The organism is Pseudomonas sp. CFBP 8772, from assembly GCF_014841665.1.
Taxonomy (GTDB): domain Bacteria; phylum Pseudomonadota; class Gammaproteobacteria; order Pseudomonadales; family Pseudomonadaceae; genus Aquipseudomonas; species Aquipseudomonas graminis_B.
In genome coordinates, this window is the sequence record NZ_JACYUI010000018.1 from 42,176 (window position 1) to 61,011 (window position 18,836).

The following is an 18,836-nucleotide window of genomic DNA, read 5'->3' on the forward strand; positions in this document are numbered from 1 at the left end:
CTCGGGTGGCGAGGGACAGGGTGGACTCTACTCAGCTGTCGTTAAGGTGTGGTTCAATCCAGTCTCATCAATCATTAAGTATAAGTGAATGATCTCCATCGAAGACTTGCGCCTGGCGGTCGCATTGAGCCGCGCCGAATCCCTGAGTGCGGCAGCCAGAGCGCTCAATGTTTCGCCGCCGGCGCTGTCCATGCGCCTGCGGAAACTGGAGACCCTGCTGGGCCTGACCCTGGCCAACCGCGACGCCCGCCGCCTGAGCCTGACCGCCGATGGCGAACGCTTCTCCCGGGAAAGCGCGCTGTTGCTGGAGCAGCTCGAAGCGCTGCCCGAGTCCTTCCGGCAAAAGGACGAGAGACTGGTGGGCACGCTGCGGCTGGCGGCGCCCTTCGGTTTCGGACGACAGCGACTGGCACCGCTGCTGGCGCGCTTCATCCGGCTGCATCCGCGGCTGTGCCTGCACCTCGACCTGCGCGAAACCCCTTGGCCGGATCGGCACGACAGCGACGCCGTGATCCACATCGGCCACCTCAACGACAGCCTCTGGACCGCACGGCCACTCTCACCGAACGAGCGCTGGCTGTGCGCAAGCCCGGCCTACCTGCACGAACACGGCGAGCCGACAGCGCCGGACCAGCTCAGCGCCCATCGCTGCATCTGCATCCGTGAAAACGACGAAGACGTCACCCTCTGGCACCTGCGCAAAGGCCCCGCCCGAAAAACCCTGCGCGTCGAACCGGCCCTGCTCACCAACGACGGCAGCGTCGCCCGCCGCTGGGCCGAACAAGGCCTGGGCCTGGTGCTGCGCTCGCAATGGGACGTCAGCGACGCCATCGCCAGCGGCAACCTCGTCCGCGTCCTCGCCGACTGGAACTTCGACAGCGCCCCCGTCAACCTCCTCGTACCCTCCCGCAAACTCCGCAGCCCCAGGGTGCAAGCGTTGGTGGCGTTTCTGGAAGATGCGTTGAAGGTGTGAGCGTCGGTTTGATCGGGGATCAGGCGTCATGCCGCAACATCCTCGGCGCTGGGACTGGCCTCTTCCCGGCTAAAGCCGGTCCCACACAAAACACACTGCGCGCGCAGTAGGACCGGCTTCAGCCGGGAAGGCGTCAGGCGTTACACCGCACAATTGATGGCGTCCAGACTGGCCTCTTCCCGGCTGAAGCCGGTCCTACACAAAACACTGCGCGCGCCCAGTAGGACCGGCTTCAGCCGGGAAGGCGTCAGGCGTTACACCACAAAATCGCCGGCGTCCCAAATGACCTGTTCCCGGCTAAAGCCGGTCCTACACAAAACACTGCGCGCGCCCAGTAGGACCGGCTTCAGCCGGGAAGGCGTCAGGCGTTACACCGCACAATTGACGGTGTCCACACTGGCCTCTTCCCGGCTAAAGCCGGTCCTACAAAAAACACTGCGGGCGCCCAGTAGGACCGGCTTCAGCCGGGAAGGCGTCGGGCGTTACACCACAAAATCGCCGGCGTCCCAAATGACCTGTTCCCGGCTAAAGCCAGTCCTACACAAAACACACTGCGCGCGCAGTAGGACCGGCTTCAGCCGGGAAGGCGTCAGGCGTTACACCGCACAATTGATGGCGTCCACCCTGGCGTAAGCACGCTTTTGATCTTCATACGCAAAAAGCCCAGACGACACCAATCGCGACTTGGGTGCAGGCTGAACGCAGACGACGCGCAGTGGGCCGAGCCGCATGGATGCGGCGAGAGCGCCGTCGGGACATGGATGTCCGTTCGGCGCGGGCCCACGGAGCGTCGTCGGAGTGAGGGTACTCCGACGCAGGAGGAGCCAAACCAGGAGCAAGCACCCTTGGTTACTTGGGGTGCTTTTCCAAGTAACTCGCCGAAGGCGAAACAGTCTGCCCCTAGGCAGACGCCCTTGATCTTGATCTTGATCTTGCTCCAAAGACCGCCGAGGTCACTTCACCGCATAGACCTTGCGAACGTAAACCGTACTCGTCCACGCACAAAACGCCCCCTTCACCACGAACACCGTATCCCCCGGATGAATCGTCACCTCACCCCCCTGATCATCGGCCAGCGTCACGCTCCCCTCCAACAGATGCATCAATTCATGCAACCGATGCGCACGACCATGGCGCTGATAAGGCGTCGAATCCCAAATCCCCACCTTCAGCGCCGTCACCTCATCCTCGAACAGACTCAACGCCCGACACTGCGGCGCAGGCCCGATCAAAATCGGCGGTTCCAGCGTCGCAGACGGCTCCAGCCACAAATGCGCCGGCAACAGCGTCAAACCGGGCCGCGCAGGGGCGTTCTCCACATCCACCGCACAAAACGCCCACTCACTGCCACTGCTCGCATGCACCGCCACCCGACTGCCACGGCCAATCACCGCACTCGCGCCGACGCTCAACTCCAGCGTCTGCTCCGCGCTGCTCAACACCACATGCCCGGCGTGCACCACCAGCGTCTCGCTGTAGGGAAAGTCCTCGATCAACGCGTCGCCGGTGAACCGCACCAGCCCGGCCGACACCCCGTCATCACCGCGCCACGCCACCTGTCGTGCCTCGGCAAAGGGATCAAGCGCGCCCAACGGCGCCGTGTTGAAAGACGTCGCAATGCCGCTGCCATCAGCGCGCGCCAACAGCAAAATACCGGGAGATGACATGGTTAACGCTCCGCAGCAAAGTCAGCCGATCGCCTGGGTGATCAGCGCAAAAGGTTGGACGCCCTGGCTGGCCTCGGGTGGGGTGCCCAGCGCCATCTGCACCACGGTGTCGACGTTCTTCAGGCCCGCGGCTTCGAGCCAGTCGCTCAGGCCGCAGGACACGGGGATGTCGATGCGCACAAAGGTGTCAGGCACCTGTGCCAGCAAGACGGCGATCAGGTGTTTGGCCTGCTGGATGTTTTCCGCCACCACCGGCCCAATGCAGCGCCCACGCCCGAAGGGACGCAGCAGGGCGAAACCGCGCAGCTGACCGTCACGTTCGATGCCCACGGCGTGCTCGACTTGCAGGTCACGCAACACATCGCGGCGGTCGAGGCCGCTGGCGCTCCTGGCGAGGTTGAGCAGGGCGGTCTGATCGTCAGCGCCAAGGGCTCGGCAGATTTCGCCGTCGGCGAGCTCATCAAGCGCCGGCACCTGCGCTTGGCCCTGATGCTGCTGCACCCGACCAAACTCAACAAAACCCTGGCTGGCATACAACGGCTTGCCGGCGACGGTGGCATTGAGGATCGGCGTGCGCGGCTCGCACGCGGCGAGGGCCCTCTCCATCAAGCGGCGACCAATGCCCTGGCCCTGATAATCGTTGCTGACGATCACCAGGCCGATGGTGGCGAAATCACCTTGAGGGCAGACAAAGGCGCTGCCAATCAGACGTTTGCCATCCATGACCACGAAACCGTCGCTGACCCGGTGCAACATCGCCCAGTCGTCCAGGCGATGGGGCCATTTCAGTTGCACCGACAGGTCATGGGCGGCGGTCAGGTCGGCCACGGTCATTGGGCGGTAGGTATAAGAAGGGTGTGGCAGGGCGGACATGGCGAGGCTCCGTTATGCAGTATTCAAGTGGCACTGGCGCCCTGTATCCCACCTGATTAAAGGGCTGACAAGAGGGCTCGGGATATTCGGCAGATTCGTCCCGCGCCGAGGGACGCGACCCTACTTCGTACTTAAATCCGGGGCGAGGGCGGCAGCAAATGCCAAGGGTGGATTTTATCGTTTCAGCCCCGATGATCGTTCCCACGCGGAGCGAGGGAACGATCAGTGCACTCAAGATCCCCACGCCATACTTTCTGCCGCTTCAACCCCGCATCCTTGAGCCTCCTCATCACAAAAGCCCCCTAAAAGCGCACAAACACTGGTCCTGCCCAAGGCTGGCGCGCACCGCAAACTCTGCTGAGGCCAGCCACCAAAACGGTGGTTTGTATTGAGCACGGGGCGTTTTAGACGGCATATGCTGATTTCACAGTGATGTAATGAAGCTGTGCTGCAACGAGGCCGCCGCGCCGTCAGGGCCGCGAACGCTTGCCACACTCAACTGACTTCAGGACCGCACTCCATGAGCTTTCTTCGTCCCAAATTCATCACGTTCGACTGCTACGGCACGCTCACCAACTTTCACATGGGCACCATGACCCGCGAGCTCTTCGCCGACCGCGTCAAGCCTGAACAGATGGACCAGTTCGTCAAAGACTTTTCGGCCTATCGCCTCGACCAAGTCATGGGCGACTGGCAGCCGTATGACGTCATCCTCAAGACTGCCCTGGCCCGAACCTGCAAACGTTGGGGCGTCGAGTACCGCGATGAAGGCCAGCTGTATTACGACGCGGTGCCGACCTGGGGCCCCCATGCCGACGTGCCGGCGGGTTTGTCGAAGATCGCCGACAAGATTCCCCTGGTGATCTTCTCCAACGCCAGCGACAGCCAGATCATGTCCAACGTCGACAAGCTCGGCGCGCCGTTCCACAAGGTCTTCACCGCCGAACAGGCCCAGGCCTACAAGCCGCGTCTGGCCGCGTTCGAGTTCATGCTTGACAACCTCGGCTGCGGCCCGGAAGACATCTTGCATGTGTCTTCGAGCTTCCGTTACGACCTGATGTCGGCCCACGACATGAAGATCAAGCACAAGGCGTTCGTGGCCCGTGGTCATGAAGTGCCGGCGAACGCGTTCTTCGAGTACCAGCAGATCACCGACATCGGCGGGCTGCCGGCGCTGGTGGGCCTGTAAGTCAAACGCTGCGGCATGCCGGTTAAGACATAAGGGGTTAAAGATGGGCAGTGAATCCTATTGGCTCGACACCGCACCGGCCTTCACCGGTGCCCAACTCGGCGGCTTGCCCGGTCAGGTCGACGTGGCGGTGATCGGCGGCGGGTTCACCGGCCTGTCCGCAGCGCGAGCGTTGGCGCTCAAGGGTGCCAGCGTGGTCGTGCTGGACGCCGGTCGCGTGATCGGCGAAGCCTCGGGGCGCAACGGCGGGCAGTGCAACACCGGCGTGGCGCAGGACTACGCCGGTCTGCACGCCAGTCTCGGTACGGCCAAGGCGCGTGCCTATTACCAGGCCTATGAACGCGCGGTGCAAACAGTGGTGTCGCTGGTCGAGCAGGAAAAGATTGCCTGCGACCTGGTGCGCAACGGCAAGCTCAAGCTGGCGGCCAAACCCCTGCATTACGAAGGCCTGGCACGCACCTGCGAGCTCATCCGCCGGGAGGTGGACGCCGATGTCGAGCTGCTGAATGCCGAGCAAACCCGTGCCGAGGTCAACTCGACGCAATTCCATGGTGCGTTGTTGCAGCGCAATGGCGTGCAGATGCACGTCGGCCGCTTTGGTGTCGGCCTGGCGGAAGCGGCTGCCCGGAGCGGCGCAATGGTCTACGAACACACCCCGGTCAAGGACTGGAAGCCCCAGGCCGGCGGTTATCAGGTCAACACCGCCAAGGGCTCGCTGCACGCCGGGCAAGTGTTGCTGGCGACCGGCGCTTGCCAGCACGGTGACCTCGGCTGGTATCGCCGGCGAATCGTGCCGGTGGGCAGTTTTGTCATCGCCACGGAAGTCTTGCCCCAAGCGCTGATCGACGAGTTATTGCCGCAGCATCGGGCGTACGTGACCAGCCGCATGATCGGCAATTACTTCCGCCTGACCCCGGACAACCGCCTGCTGTTTGGCGGCCGTGCACGGTTTGCCATGTCCGACGGCGTGTCCGACGCCAAGAGCGGCAAGGTGCTGCGGGCGGCGATGCTGAACATGTTCCCGGCGTTGGCCAACGTGAAAATCGATTACTGCTGGGGCGGCCTGGTGGACATGACGTCCGACCGTCTGCCCCGCGCCGGCCAGCACGGCGGCGTGTTCCATTCCATGGGCTACAGCGGCCATGGCGTGCAGATGTCCGTGCACATGGGCCAGGTCATGGCCGAGGTCATGGCCGGCAACGCGGCGGCCAATCCGTGGCGTGAACTGGAATGGCCGGCGATCCCCGGGCACTTCGGCAAGCCCTGGTTTTTGCCGTTCGTGGGCGCGTACTACCGCTTGCAGGACTATCTGCACTGAAGCCGCACTAAGTCGCCGCTGTAGCGTCACCGTCGTCTGCGTTTCCAGGACGCTCCGGACATCCGTGAGCACTCGAATATCCCGATCATCGACAGGTAGCCTTGATATGACTGACCACAAAGACACCCCCGAGCTTATCTCCGGCCCAGACAGCCTGCGGGTATTCGAAGGCCTCAATCGCGGCATGTCGCGGCGCAACGCCTTGCAGATGCTCGGCCTGGCCGGCGTCGCCGCAGCGGGGGCGGGCAGCCTGTTTGGCAGCGCCGGCAAACTGTTCGCCGAAGAAGCCACCGCCGGCGGCAAAGGCAAGCCGGGCGGCAAGATTCGTGTGGCCGGCATGTCGAGTTCCACCGCCGACACCCTCGACCCGGCCAAGGGCGCGCTGTCCACCGACTATGCCCGTCACTACATGTTCTACAACGGCCTGACCCGTTTTGATAAGCACTTGGTGCCGCAGCTGGAACTGGCCGAGCGCATCGACAACGTTGACGCCACGCTGTGGACCATTACGCTGCGCAAGGACGTGACCTTCCACAACCGCAAAAGCCTCAGCGCCGCCGACGTGGTGTTCTCCCTCAGCCGCCACAAGGACCCGCTCACCGGTTCCAAAGTCATGCCGCTGATGGAACAGTTCGCCGAAATCAAGGCCTCCGGCCCGAACGAAGTGCAGATTCGCCTCAGCGCCGCGAACGCCGAACTGCCGTCCATTCTCGCCGTGTCGCACCTGCTAATCGTTCCGGAGGGCACCACCGACTTCAACAAAGGCATCGGCACCGGTCCGTTCACCGTCGGCGAGTTCAAGCCGGGTGTGCGTTCGGTGGCGGTGCGCAACAAGAACTACTGGAAGCCGGGCCTGCCGTACCTCGACGAGATCGAATTCATCGCCATCGCCGACGAACCGTCGCGGGTCAACGCGCTGTTGTCGGGCGACGTGCACATGATCAACGAGGTCAACCCGCGCTCCACCACGCGCATTGCCGCCAGCCCGAAACACCGCGTCGTCGACGCACCGTCGGGTAACTACACCGACTTGATCATTCGCCAGGACCAGCTCCCCGGCAAAAGCCCGGAATTCACCCAGGCGATGAAACTGCTGCTGGACCGCGAACAGGTCAAGTCCGCCGTCTTCCGTGGCTTCGCCGTGGTCGGCAACGATCACCCTATTGCGCCGGGTTCGCGGTACTTCAACACCGAGCTGCCGCAGACAGTCTACGACCCGGAAAAAGCCAAGTTCCTGCTGAAGAAAGCCGGCATGGAAAGCATCACCATGCCCGTCATGGCGTCGCCTGCCGCGACCGGTTCCGTGGACATCGCCGTTCTGCTGCAGCAATCGGCGAAACAGGCCGGCCTCAAGCTGGACGTCAACCGCCTGCCCAGCGACGGCTACTGGTCCAACCACTGGATGAAGCACCCGTTGAGCTTCGGCAACATCAACCCGCGACCGAACGCCGACGTGATGTTCTCGCAGTTCTTCCAGTCCAAGGCGCCGTGGAACGAGTCCGGCTGGCAGAACGATCAGTTCGACCAGTTGCTGATGCTGGCCCGGGGCGAAACCGACGACGCCAAGCGCGCCAAGATGTACGGCGACATGCAGACCCTGGTGCACGATCACTGCGGCATCGGCGTGCCGGTGTTCATCAGCAACATCGACGGCGTCGACCAGCGCATCAAGGGCTACGACTCCAACCCGTTGGGCGGCTTCATGGGCTACATGTTCGCCGAGCAGGTGTGGCTGGACGCTTGAGGAGGCAGTGCAATGAATAGCCATACGCTGTGGTTGATCTGCCGGCGCCTCGGTGCCGGGGTCGTGACCCTGTTGATCGTGTCCATGGTCGTGTTCGCGATCACGGCCGTGCTGCCGGGCGACGCGGCGCAGCAATCCCTCGGCCAGTTCGCCACCCCTGAACAGGTGGCGGCGCTTCGCCTGAAACTGGGGCTGGATCAACCCGGCGTGTTGCGCTATCTGCACTGGTTGATGAACCTGCTGACCGGCGACATGGGCCAGTCGGTGTCCAACGCCATGCCGGTGGGCGAGCTGATGGCCGGCCGGGTGCCGAACACGCTGATGCTGGCGGCCGCCACGGCGCTGGTGTCGGTGCCGCTGGCGCTGATCCTCGGCATCGGTTCGGCCATGGGCAGGGGCGGGCGCATCGACAGCTGCCTGAGCTTCATCACCCTGGCCATGGTCGCGGTGCCGGAGTTTCTGGTGGCGACCCTGGCGGTGCTGATTTTTGCGGTCAACCTCGGTTGGCTGTCGGCGCTGTCCTACGCCACCGACATCACTTCGCCGCTGCAGTTTTTGCGCACCTACGCGTTACCGGTGATGACCCTGTGCTGCGTGATCGTCGCGCAGATGGCGCGCATGACCCGCGCCGCCGTCATTGACCAACTCGACAGCCCGTACGTGGAAATGGCCCGCCTTAAAGGCGTCAGCCCGATCCGCATCGTGCTGCGCCACGCCTTGCCCAACGCGATCGGGCCGATTGCCAACGCCATCGCCCTGAGCCTGTCGTACCTGCTCGGCGGGGTGGTGATCGTCGAAACCATCTTCAACTACCCCGGCATTGCCAGCCTGATGGTCGATGCCGTGACCAACCGCGACATGGCCCTGGTGCAAGCCTGCACCATGCTGTTCTGCGCGGCCTATTTGGCGTTGGTGTTGCTCGCCGACCTCTGCGCCATCCTCTCCAACCCGAGGCTGAGAAACCAATGAACCCGCTCATTGCGAAATCCAGGCCTGCGTCTTCGGCCCTGGCACTGGCCAAGGTCTCCGGCAACCCGTCCTGGCTGGGACTGGTCGGCGCTGCCGTCTGTGTGATCTGGCTGCTGGTGGCGCTGTTCGGCCCGTGGCTGGCGCCGCACCCGGTCGGCGAAGTGATCTCCGACAACATCTTCGAAGGCTTCAGCCTGGCGCATCCGTTCGGCACCGATTACCTGGGCCGCGACATGCTCAGCCGGGTGCTGGTGGGCGCGCGCTTCACCGTCGGGCTGTCGCTGGTGGCGGCGCTGTTGGCCAGCTTCTTCGGCACCGGCTGCGCGCTGCTGTCGGTGGTCTCGCCAAAATGGCTGGACGAAATCATCAGCCGCATCATGGACGCGTTCATCTCGATCCCCAGCAAAATGCTCGCGCTGATCATGGTCTCGGCCTTTGGCTCGTCGGTCACGCTGCTGATCTGCACGGCGGTGATCAGCTACATCCCCGGTTCGTTCCGTGTGGCCCGCAGCATGGCGGTCAATATCGAGGCGCTGGAATACGTGCAAGTGGCGCGCACCCGGGGCGAAGGCAAGCTGTACGTCGCGTGCCGGGAAATCCTGCCGAACATGCTTAACCCGGTGCTGACCGACCTCGGCCTGCGTTTCGGCTACATCGTGCTGTTGCTCAGCGGCATTAGTTTTCTGGGCCTCGGCGTGCAGCCGCCGGACGCCGACCTTGGCTCGCTGGTGCGGGAAAACATCGGCGGCCTCAATCAGGGCGCGATGGCGATCATCATTCCGGCGCTGGCCATCGGCACGCTGACCATCGGCGTCAATTTGCTGATCGACTACCTGTCATCGCGACGCGGTCGACGCGCAGGAGGCCATTGATATGACCCAGTTGATTCGCGTCGAAGACTTGCGCGTGGTGGCCGGTGATCCGGGCAGCGAAGTGGAGATCGTCAAGGGCGTGAGTTTTGCCCTGGAGAAGGGCGAAGTGCTGGCTCTGATCGGCGAGTCCGGCTCCGGCAAGACCACGATCGCCCTGGCCTTGCTCGGGTATGCGCGACGGGGCTGCCGCTTGTCCGGCGGCGTGGTGCAGGTCGGCGAACACGACATGCTCGCCCTTGACGAAACACAGCTTCAGGGTTTGCGCGGCAATCGCGTTTCGTACGTTGCCCAGAGCGCGGCGGCCGCCTTTAATCCGGCGAAAAAACTTCTCGACCAAGTGGTCGAAGGGCCGCTGATCCATGGCCTCGGCACCCGCGCCGAACTGGAAGCCAAGGCCATCGGCCTGTTCCGCGACCTGGCCCTGCCGAACCCGGAACGCATTGGCCGTCGCTACCCGCACCAAGTCTCCGGCGGGCAACTGCAACGGGTGATGGCTGCGATGGCGCTGATCAGCGACCCGCTGCTGGTGGTGCTCGACGAACCGACCACCGCCCTGGACGTCACCACCCAGATCGACGTGCTGCGGGCGTTCAAGCGTGTGGTGCGTGAGCGCGGCGCCACGGCGGTCTACGTGTCCCACGACCTCGCCGTGGTGGCGCAGATGGCCGACCAGATTGTCGTGCTCAACGGCGGGCAAATTCTCGAAAGAAGCGCCACCGCGCCGCTGCTCAAGGCACCGGCCCACGAATACACCCGCAGCCTGCTCGCCGCCGCGCGTCCTGACACGCGGATTCGCCCGCCCTGTGGCGTTGCTGAAGAGGCGCCGCTGCTGACCATCACCGGCTTGACCGCCGGCTACGGCAACAAAAACCTGCACGGCATGCCGGCGATTCGCGTGCTGGAAGACATCGACCTCACCGTGCGGCGGGGCCAGGCGATTGGCGTGATCGGTGAGTCCGGCTCGGGAAAATCCACCCTGGCGCGGGTGGTGGCGGGGCTGCTGACCCCGGCCCTTGGCGGCCTGACCTTCGACGGCCAGCCCTTGGGCGGGAGCCTGTCCGAGCGCACGCCGGAGCAGTTTCGCCGGATTCAGATGGTCTTCCAGAACGCCGACACCGCGCTCAATCCGATGCACAGCGTGGCGACCATCCTCAGCCGTCCGCTGAAGATGTACTTCGGCCTCAAGGGCGCAGCGTTGCAGGCGCGCATCGGTGAGCTGCTCGACCTGGTGCGCCTGCCGCGAGACATGGCTGATCGCCGACCCAATGAACTGTCGGGCGGGCAGAAGCAGCGGGTCAATCTGGCCCGTGCGCTGGCAGCCAAGCCGGACCTGATTCTCTGCGATGAAGTGACCTCGGCCCTCGACACCGTGGTCGGCGCGGCGATCCTCGAACTGCTCCGCGACCTGCGCCAGCAACTGGGCGTGTCCTACCTGTTCATCAGCCACGACATCTCCACCGTGCGCGCGCTGTGCGATGACATCGTGGTGATGTACAGCGGCCACAAAGTCCACGCCGGCCGCCGCGAATCCTTTGCTGAAGCGCCGTACCATCCCTACACCGACCTGTTGATCCACTCGGTGCCGGAACTGCGTCAGGGCTGGCTGGAAACCTGCGGCGCCACCCATGGCGAGCTGCCGCCGATAGGCGAGCGGGCCAACCTGCCGGAGCTGTGCACCTTTCTCAACCGTTGTCCGATGCGCATCGACGGCCTGTGCAACCGCACCGCGCCGAACCGTCGCACCCTGGACAACGGCAGCGAAATCCTTTGCCACCGCGACGCCGCCGACCTGCTGGCGACCCAGCGCGGCGTTACCCCCACAAGCTTTGGAGCGTATGCATGAAAGGGCGTTTTTTGAGGCTGGCCGAACAAGGCCGGCCGACGGTCAACCTGACCGTGGATGGCGCGCCGGTCGAAGCGTTGCAGGGCGACACGCTGATGGTGGCGTTGCTGACCCAGGGCACCGCGCTGCGCCAGTCGGAATTCGACAGCGGCCGCCGCGCCGGTTTCTGTCTGATGGGCGCGTGCCAGGACTGCTGGGTCTGGACCCGCAGCGGTGAACGCCTGCGCGCCTGCTCCAACGAAGTCCGCGACGGCCTGGACATCGTCACCACACAACCGGAGGCGACATGGCCACTGCACAGCTGAGCACCCATCGCGTCGTCATCGTCGGTGCGGGCCCGGCCGGCGTGCGCTGCGCCGACACCTTGCTGGCGGCCGGCATCAAACCGATTCTGGTGGACGAAAACCGCCGCGACGGCGGGCAGATCTACCGCCGCCAGCCGGACGGTTTCACCCGCGATTACAGCACCTTGTATGGCAGCGAAGCCGACAAGGCCAAAGACCTTCACCAGACCTTCGATCGTCTGCGCGGCGCCATCGATTACCGGCCCGACACCCTGGTCTGGAACCTCACGCCGGGGCAATTGTGCTGCGCCAATCAGGGCCGCCACAGCACGCTGGACTACGACGCGCTGATCCTCTGCACCGGCGCCACCGACCGCCTGATGCCCATCGAAGGCTGGCAACTGGCAGGCACCTACAGCCTGGGAGGGGCGCAGATCGCGTTAAAGAATCAGGCCGTGTCCATCGGCCATCGCGTGGTGTTCATGGGCAGCGGGCCCTTGCTGTACCTGGTCGCCAGCCAGTACGTCAAAGCCGGCGCGACTGTGGCGGCGGTTCTTGATACCTCGCCCTTCAGCCTGCGCCTCAAAGCCCTGCCCAAACTGTTGGCGCGACCGGGTTTGCTGTGGACTGGCATGAAATTTCTGGCGCAGCTGTACCGGGCGAAAGTGCCCGCGCATTTCGGCGTCAAGCCGTTAGAGGTACTGGGCGATGCCGCCAATGGCGTGGCAGGCGTGCGCTTCACCACCGGTAGTGGCAAGGCCGTGACCGTGCAGGCCGACGCCGTCGCGCTGGGTTATCACTTGCGCCCGGAAACCCAGCTCGGTGATCTGGCCGGTTGCGCCATGGCCTTCGATGAAGCCTCCAGCCAATGGTGGCTGGCGACGGACGAGGCCGGTCGGACCTCGGTGAACGGCGTCTATGCCGCCGGCGACGGGGCGAAGATTCGCGGCGCCGATGCCGCCGAGCACGCCGGGCGCCGAGTGGCACTGGCACTGCTCGAAGACCTCAAGCAACCCTTCAATGCCGGACTGCGCGATGAACAGCAGCAGACGCTGGCGGTGATGGACCAGTTTCGTCTGGGCCTGGCCGAAGCGTTTCCGTGGCCCGCTGAGCAGGCCAAGGCGTTGCCCGACAGCGCCATCGTGTGCCGCTGCGAGATGATCACGGCGGGCGAATTGCGCCGTACGGTCAACGAGAAGGGCGCCTGTGAAGTCAACCGCGCCAAGGCTTTCAGCCGGGTCGGCATGGGCCGCTGCCAGGGGCGTTATTGCTCGCAGGCGGGGGCTGAAGTGATCGCCGCAGAAGCCGGCGTGCAGGTGCAGGAAGTCGGTCGCCAGCGCGGGCAGGCGCCGGTCAAACCGTTGTCGATGCTCATCGAGGAGGTGTCGCCATGAGCGTGCAAAAAGCAGATGTGGTGATTGTCGGTGGCGGCTTGATGGGCTCAGCCACGGCGTTTTTTCTGCGTCGGCGCGGGCAGTCGGTGATCCTGCTGGAGCGCGACCAAATCGGCCAGTACGCCAGCGGCGTCAACTTTGGCAACGTGCGCCGGCAAGGGCGTTTTCTCGGCCAACTGGCCCTGGCCAACCGCTCGTGGGCGCTGTGGAAACGCCTGCCGGAACTGATCGACGACGACCTCGAATTCATCCCCAGCGGGCACATGCGCGTGTGTTACCGCGAAGACGAAATCGCCGAGCTGGAGGCCTACGCCGCTGCGCCGGAAGCCGAACAACTGGGCCTGAAAATCTACCGTGGCGCCGAGCTGCACGAGCGCTTTGGTTTTCTCGGCGCTGATGTCAAAGGCGGCTCTTACGCCCCCCACGACGGCCACGCCAACCCACGCCTCGCTGCGCCAGCCTTTGCCCGCGCGGCCCGACGTCTGGGCGCGCAGATCGAAGAGCGTACGGAAGTGGCCGAGGTCGAGAAGGTCGGCGGAGACTTTCACGTCACCACCACCGACGGCCGTCAGTTCCACGCCGCGCAGCTGCTGATTACCGCCGGCGCCTGGGGCCAGAAGCTCTCGGCGCAGTTTGGCGAGCCGGTGCCGCTGGACACCCACGGCCCGCAGATGGCGGTTACGGAGCCGGTGCCCTACGCCTTGCCGACGGTGATCGGCGTGTACACCAAGATCGCCGAAGAGGTGATCTACTTCCGCCAGATTCCCCGTGGCAACATCGTCATCGGCGGCGGCTTTCGCAGCAAGCCCGACATGCTCAACCGTCGTGCCGCTGTCGAGCCGCGCAGCATCCTCAATCAGGCCGAACAGATGCGCCGGCTGCTGCCGGGCGTTGGAAACCTGAACATCATCCGCGTGTGGAGCGGCATCGAAGGCTACCTGCCGGATTCGCTGCCGATCATGGGCCCCAGCGGCACCGTCGACGGCTTGTTCTACGCCTTCGGCTTCTGCGGCCACGGCTTTCAGCTCGGCCCCGGCGTCGGTGACGTGATGGCCGAACTGCTCGACACCGGTCGCACCACGACCCCGATCGAGGCATTCTCCATCAGACGTTTTGCCTTTCCTGCTGCGCAACGGAGCCACGCCTCATGAAACCCCGCGTTCTCGATATTCTGAAACGGCTGATGGCCTTCGAAACGGTGTCGTCGGAGTCCAACATGGCCCTGATCGACTACGTTCGCGACCTGCTGCTGAGCAAGGGCATCGAGTCGCTGATCGTCAAGGACGAGAGTGGCAAGAAGGCCAACCTGTTTGCCAGCACCGGGCCGAAAGACCAGCCCGGCGTGTTGCTGTCCGGGCACACCGACGTGGTGCCGGCGGCGGGGCAGGCGTGGACCTTTCCGGCCTTCGCCGCCACTGTGCAGGACGGGCGCATCTATGGCCGTGGCAGCTGCGACATGAAGGGCTTCATCGCGCTGGCCATCGACGCCATGCTCGACGCGGCAGAGCACTCACTCACACGCCCACTCAACCGCCCGCTGCAACTGGCCCTGTCCCATGACGAGGAGATCGGATGCGTCGGCGTGCGGCGTTTGCTCGACGTGCTGCACCTGGCGCCGGTGCGGCCGTTTCTCTGCGTGATCGGCGAGCCGACCAACATGCAATTCGTACTGGGCCACAAGGGCAAGGGCTCCTACCGGACCTATTGCCGGGGCCAGGAGGCGCATTCGTCCCTGGCGCCGCGCTCGGTCAACGCCATTCACGTGGCCTGCGACTTCATTGCCTCCCTGCGTGAAAGCCAGCAACACCTGCAACAACACGGCGCCCAGGACACCGACTACGACGTGCCCTACAGCACCGTGCATGTCGGGCAGATCAGCGGCGGCAAGGCGCTGAACATCGTGCCAAACCTGTGCACCCTGGATTTCGAGGTGCGCAACCTGCCCGCCGACAACCTCGAGCAGTTCATCGAGCAGATGCGCGAGCGCGCCGAAGTGATCGTGCGTGAGGCGCAGAAGCTTTCCAGCGTCGCGGCCATCGAGATCGAAACCATCAACGTCTACCCCGGCCTAGACACCCACCCGACCGTCGAAGCGGTGAGCTTCCTCAAGCAATTCGCTGCGGCGGACACCGGCATGACCAAGGTCTCCTTCGGCACCGAAGGCGGTCTGTTCAAGCAGCGCCTCGACGTGCCGGTGGTGGTGTGCGGCCCGGGTTCCATCGAGCAGGCGCACAAGCCGGACGAGTTTATCGAGGTCAGCCAGATGGACGCCGGCGAGCGCTTTCTGCAAGGGCTGCTGAGCTCGCTGAAGGCGTAGCAGAGCCTGCCGTCCTGACGTGAATTTCAGCACGGCACGCTGGTTTGAAGGCGCTTTCGGCATCCTCGTTCGAGGCAGATCCCTAGACTGGAATCTGTCTCGGATCAGGACTCGACCATGCTCAAGAATCGCTTGCAAGACCCCGGCCTGCTGGCTGAACGCGCCTACGTAAACGGTGAGTGGATCGCCGCCGACAGCGGCGCCACCCTCGACGTCCGCAACCCCGCCACCGGCGATCTGCTGGCCCAGGTGCCGGCCATGGACGCGGTCGACACGCGCCGCGCCATCGACGCCGCCGAACGTGCCTGGCCCGCATGGCGCGCGCGTCCGGCGGCAGAGCGTGCGGCGCTGCTGGAGCGATGGTTCCAGGCAATGATTGACCACCTCGACGACCTCGCGCTGATCATGACCTGCGAGCAGGGCAAGCCGCTGAACGAGGCCAAGGGCGAAATCCGCTACGGCGCCGGCTTCGTCAAATGGTTCGCCGAAGAAGCGCGCCGGGTCTACGGCGAAACCATGCCGGCCCCCAGTGGCGACCGCCGGCTGCTGACCCTCAAGCAACCCGTGGGCGTCTGCGCCGCGATCACCCCGTGGAATTTCCCCAACGCGATGATCACTCGCAAATGCGCGCCGGCCCTGGCCGCCGGCTGCCCGATCATCGTCAAACCGTCGGACCTCACGCCGCTGTCGGCCCTCGCCCTGGCGGTGCTGGCCGAGCGCGTCGGCATTCCGGCTGGGGTGTTCAACGTCCTCACCGGGCTGCCCGCCGGCATCGGCGAAGAACTCACCGGCAACCCGGCGGTGCGCAAGATTTCCTTCACCGGCTCCACCGCCGTCGGGCGCCTGCTGATGCGCCAGAGCGCCGAGCACATCAAGCGCCTGAGCCTGGAACTGGGCGGCAACGCGCCGTTTGTGGTATTCGACGACGCCGACCTGGAACAGGCCGTGGCCGGTGTGATGATCAGCAAGTTTCGCAACGCCGGGCAAACCTGCGTGTGCGCCAACCGCATTCTGGTGCAGGCGGGCATCTACGACCGTTTCGCCGCGCGGCTGGTGGAGGAGGTGGCGAAGCTCAAGGTGGGCAATGGTCTGGAAGAAGGCGTGACCATTGGCCCGCTGATCAACCCGGCGGCGGTCGCCAAGGTGGCGCGGCACATCGACGACGCGCTGAGTCAAGGCGCCAAACTGCTCTGCGGCGGGCTTCCTTCAGGTGACAGCCAGTTCGTGCAACCCACCGTGCTGGCTGACGCCCATGCCGGCATGCTGCTGGCCAATGAAGAAACCTTCGGCCCGGTGGCGCCGTTGATGCGCTTTACTACAGAAGACGAAGCGCTGGCGCTGGCCAACGCAACGCCTTTTGGGCTGGGCGCCTACTACTTCACCCAGGACCTGAAGCGCTCGTGGCGCTTCGGCGAGGCGCTGGAATTCGGCATGGTCGGGCTCAACACCGGGATCATCTCGATGGAAGTCGCGCCCTTCGGCGGCATCAAACAATCGGGCCTCGGCCGCGAGGGCAGCAAGTACGGCCTGGACGAGTACCTTGAAGTCAAAGCCTTCCACATCGGCGGCTTGAACTGATTCATCCCGAGGGACGCACCATGAGCAAGGTATTCAGAATCGCCGCGATGGCGGGCGACGGCATCGGCAAGGAAGTCCTGCCGGAAGGGCTGCGGGTCCTGGAACAGGCGGCCAGGAAATGGGAACTGAACCTGAGCATCGACGTGCTCGACTGGGCCCACTGCGACTACTTCCTCGCCCACGGGAAGATGATGCCCGACGACTGGTTCGAGCAGCTCAAGGGCTATGACGCGATCTACTTCGGCGCCGTCGGCTGGCCCGACAAGGTGCCGGACCACATTTCCCTGTGGGGTTCGCTGCTCAAGTTTCGCCGTGACTTCGACCAATACGTGAACATCCGCCCGGTGCGCCTGTTCCCCGGTGTGCCCTGTCCGCTGGCCGGCCGCAAACCGGGGGACATCGACTTCGTGGTGATCCGGGAAAACACCGAGGGCGAATATTCCTCGGTGGGCGGCAAGATGTTCGAAGGCACCGAACACGAGTTCGTGCTGCAGGAATCGGTATTCACCCGCCGTGGCGTCGACCGCATCCTCAAATTCGCCTTCGAACTCGCCCAGACCCGCCCGCGTAAAAAGCTGACGGCCGCGACCAAATCCAACGGCATCTCCATCAGCATGCCGTACTGGGACGAACGCACGGCACTGATGGCAGCGAACTACCCCGAAGTGAGTTGGGACAAGCAGCACATCGACATCCTGTGTGCGAGGTTCGTGCTGCAGCCGGACCGATTTGACGTGGTCGTGGCGTCGAACCTGTTCGGCGACATCCTGTCCGACCTCGGCCCGGCGTGCGCCGGCACCATCGGCATCGCCCCCTCGGCCAACCTTGACCCGGAACGGCGCTTCCCCTCGTTGTTCGAACCGGTGCATGGCTCCGCGCCGGACATCTACGGGCAAAACATCGCCAACCCCATCGCGATGATCTGGTCCGGCGCGCTGATGCTCGACTTCCTCGGCAACGGCGACGACCGCTACCGCGCGGCCCATGACGGTATCTTGCAGGCGATTGAAGACGTGATTGCGCAAGGCCCGATCACCCCGGACCTGGGCGGCAAGGGGTCGACGCAAGACGTAGGGGCGGCGATTGCCGGGAGATTGGTTTAGGGCCGGGGTTTCTGCAGGACTGGCTGTTGACGTTTGTGGGACCAACTTTAGCCGGGAAGGCGTCGGATGCCACACCGAGAAATTAATATCGATTGCGCGGGCCTCTTCCCGGCTAAAGCCGGTCCCACACAGACCGTGTGAAAACCAGCTACTCAGCAGCTAACCAAAAAAAATGCCCCGATCAACTCGGGGCATTTTCCATTTATACAGAGAAGAAAAAGACCTTCCTCAGGCCAGTAACTCCATCATTCGGCGCACACCCAGCACGTTGATCGCTCTTTTCAGGTTGTAGGCGTTCACCGCCAGCGCCATTTCCGTTCGCGCACCCTTGAGCTGGCGAAGCAGGAACCGGCCATTGCCGTAAATCCATTGTTTGAGATTGCCAAACGGGTGCTCAACGATGCTTCGTCGAGCCTCAACCATTTCCGGGTGGGCCTGCATTCGCAGCGCCATTCGCTCAAATGCATCTTCATAGGCATGACGTGTGATCGAGCGGTATTTGGTCTTGGTGCATTGGTTTTTAAGGGCACAGGATCCACAAGCGCCAGCGCTGGCGCGGTAGAAACGCTTTCCCTTGTTCAACTGAACCAGCGTCAGCAAATGGCCTGTCGGGCATTGATAACGATCATTTTCCCGATCATAGGTGAAGTCTTCCCGACGGAAAAACGAGGGCTCTTCGACCTTGCTGTTGATGGTTCGATTGATCGGTACA

The 18,836-nt window shown here is 64.1% G+C and carries 16 protein-coding genes; 13 read left to right on the forward strand and 3 right to left on the reverse strand.

The window, feature by feature from the left end:
* The first annotated feature begins 88 nt into the window (after positions 1 to 88).
* Positions 89 to 973 carry a LysR family transcriptional regulator gene (locus tag IFT99_RS24685; RefSeq protein ID WP_192135798.1) on the forward strand — a complete coding sequence of 295 codons (885 nt, stop codon included), beginning with the start codon at positions 89 to 91 and terminating at the stop codon, positions 971 to 973.
* A 953-nt stretch (positions 974 to 1,926) separates the two neighbouring features.
* Here IFT99_RS24685 and IFT99_RS24690 read toward each other — a convergent pair.
* Together IFT99_RS24690 and IFT99_RS24695 are read right to left on the reverse strand one after the other, a co-directional pair.
* Positions 1,927 to 2,640 (reverse strand): cupin domain-containing protein, encoded by a 714-nt coding sequence (locus IFT99_RS24690; RefSeq protein ID WP_192135800.1) that lies wholly within the window; start codon positions 2,638 to 2,640, stop codon positions 1,927 to 1,929.
* 21 nt (positions 2,641 to 2,661) lie between these two features.
* Positions 2,662 to 3,513, reverse strand: a complete 852-nt coding sequence (locus IFT99_RS24695) for a GNAT family N-acetyltransferase (RefSeq protein WP_192135802.1) — start codon at positions 3,511 to 3,513, stop codon at positions 2,662 to 2,664.
* A 520-nt stretch (positions 3,514 to 4,033) separates the two neighbouring features.
* Between IFT99_RS24695 and IFT99_RS24700 the strand changes: the two genes are divergently transcribed.
* The 12 genes from IFT99_RS24700 (at position 4,034) to IFT99_RS24755 (ending at position 18,124) form a co-directional block, all read left to right on the forward strand.
* Entirely contained in the window at positions 4,034 to 4,702 is a 669-nt protein-coding gene (locus IFT99_RS24700; protein ID WP_037011693.1) for a haloacid dehalogenase type II, read from the forward strand.
* 43 nt (positions 4,703 to 4,745) lie between these two features.
* Complete coding sequence (locus IFT99_RS24705; protein WP_192135804.1) at positions 4,746 to 6,020, forward strand: NAD(P)/FAD-dependent oxidoreductase; 1,275 nt, start codon at positions 4,746 to 4,748, stop codon at positions 6,018 to 6,020.
* Between the two features lie 106 nt (positions 6,021 to 6,126).
* Positions 6,127 to 7,764, forward strand: a complete 1,638-nt coding sequence (locus IFT99_RS24710; protein WP_192135806.1) for an ABC transporter substrate-binding protein — start codon at positions 6,127 to 6,129, stop codon at positions 7,762 to 7,764.
* A 12-nt stretch (positions 7,765 to 7,776) separates the two neighbouring features.
* Complete coding sequence (locus tag IFT99_RS24715; RefSeq protein WP_065987220.1) at positions 7,777 to 8,733, forward strand: ABC transporter permease; 957 nt, start codon at positions 7,777 to 7,779, stop codon at positions 8,731 to 8,733.
* A complete protein-coding gene (locus IFT99_RS24720) occupies positions 8,730 to 9,605 on the forward strand; it encodes an ABC transporter permease (RefSeq protein ID WP_192135808.1) in 876 nt (291 codons plus the stop codon). The genes IFT99_RS24715 and IFT99_RS24720 overlap by 4 nt, the downstream gene beginning before the upstream one ends.
* A gap of 1 nt (position 9,606) precedes the next feature.
* The gene (locus tag IFT99_RS24725) at positions 9,607 to 11,448 is read left to right on the forward strand and encodes an ABC transporter ATP-binding protein (protein ID WP_192135810.1); all 1,842 of its coding nucleotides are present in this window, start codon (positions 9,607 to 9,609) and stop codon (positions 11,446 to 11,448) included.
* The gene (locus tag IFT99_RS24730; RefSeq protein WP_065987223.1) at positions 11,445 to 11,753 is read left to right on the forward strand and encodes a (2Fe-2S)-binding protein; all 309 of its coding nucleotides are present in this window, start codon (positions 11,445 to 11,447) and stop codon (positions 11,751 to 11,753) included. The genes IFT99_RS24725 and IFT99_RS24730 overlap by 4 nt, the downstream gene beginning before the upstream one ends.
* Positions 11,735 to 13,126: an FAD/NAD(P)-dependent oxidoreductase gene (locus IFT99_RS24735; RefSeq protein WP_192135812.1), complete on the forward strand. Its 1,392-nt coding sequence runs from the start codon at positions 11,735 to 11,737 to the stop codon at positions 13,124 to 13,126. The genes IFT99_RS24730 and IFT99_RS24735 overlap by 19 nt, the downstream gene beginning before the upstream one ends.
* Entirely contained in the window at positions 13,123 to 14,277 is a 1,155-nt protein-coding gene (locus IFT99_RS24740; RefSeq protein ID WP_192135814.1) for an NAD(P)/FAD-dependent oxidoreductase, read from the forward strand. The genes IFT99_RS24735 and IFT99_RS24740 overlap by 4 nt, the downstream gene beginning before the upstream one ends.
* Positions 14,274 to 15,443: an acetylornithine deacetylase gene (gene argE, locus IFT99_RS24745; RefSeq protein ID WP_192135816.1), complete on the forward strand. Its 1,170-nt coding sequence runs from the start codon at positions 14,274 to 14,276 to the stop codon at positions 15,441 to 15,443. Before IFT99_RS24740 ends, argE begins: the two co-directional genes overlap by 4 nt.
* 117 nt (positions 15,444 to 15,560) lie before the next feature.
* A complete protein-coding gene (locus tag IFT99_RS24750; RefSeq protein WP_192135818.1) occupies positions 15,561 to 17,021 on the forward strand; it encodes an NAD-dependent succinate-semialdehyde dehydrogenase in 1,461 nt (486 codons plus the stop codon).
* Between the two features lie 20 nt (positions 17,022 to 17,041).
* Positions 17,042 to 18,124, forward strand: a complete 1,083-nt coding sequence (locus tag IFT99_RS24755; RefSeq protein WP_192135820.1) for a tartrate dehydrogenase — start codon at positions 17,042 to 17,044, stop codon at positions 18,122 to 18,124.
* A 228-nt stretch (positions 18,125 to 18,352) separates the two neighbouring features.
* Here IFT99_RS24755 and IFT99_RS24760 read toward each other — a convergent pair.
* A partial coding sequence (locus tag IFT99_RS24760; protein WP_192135822.1) for a transposase occupies positions 18,353 to 18,836 on the reverse strand: 484 nt, incomplete at its 5' end.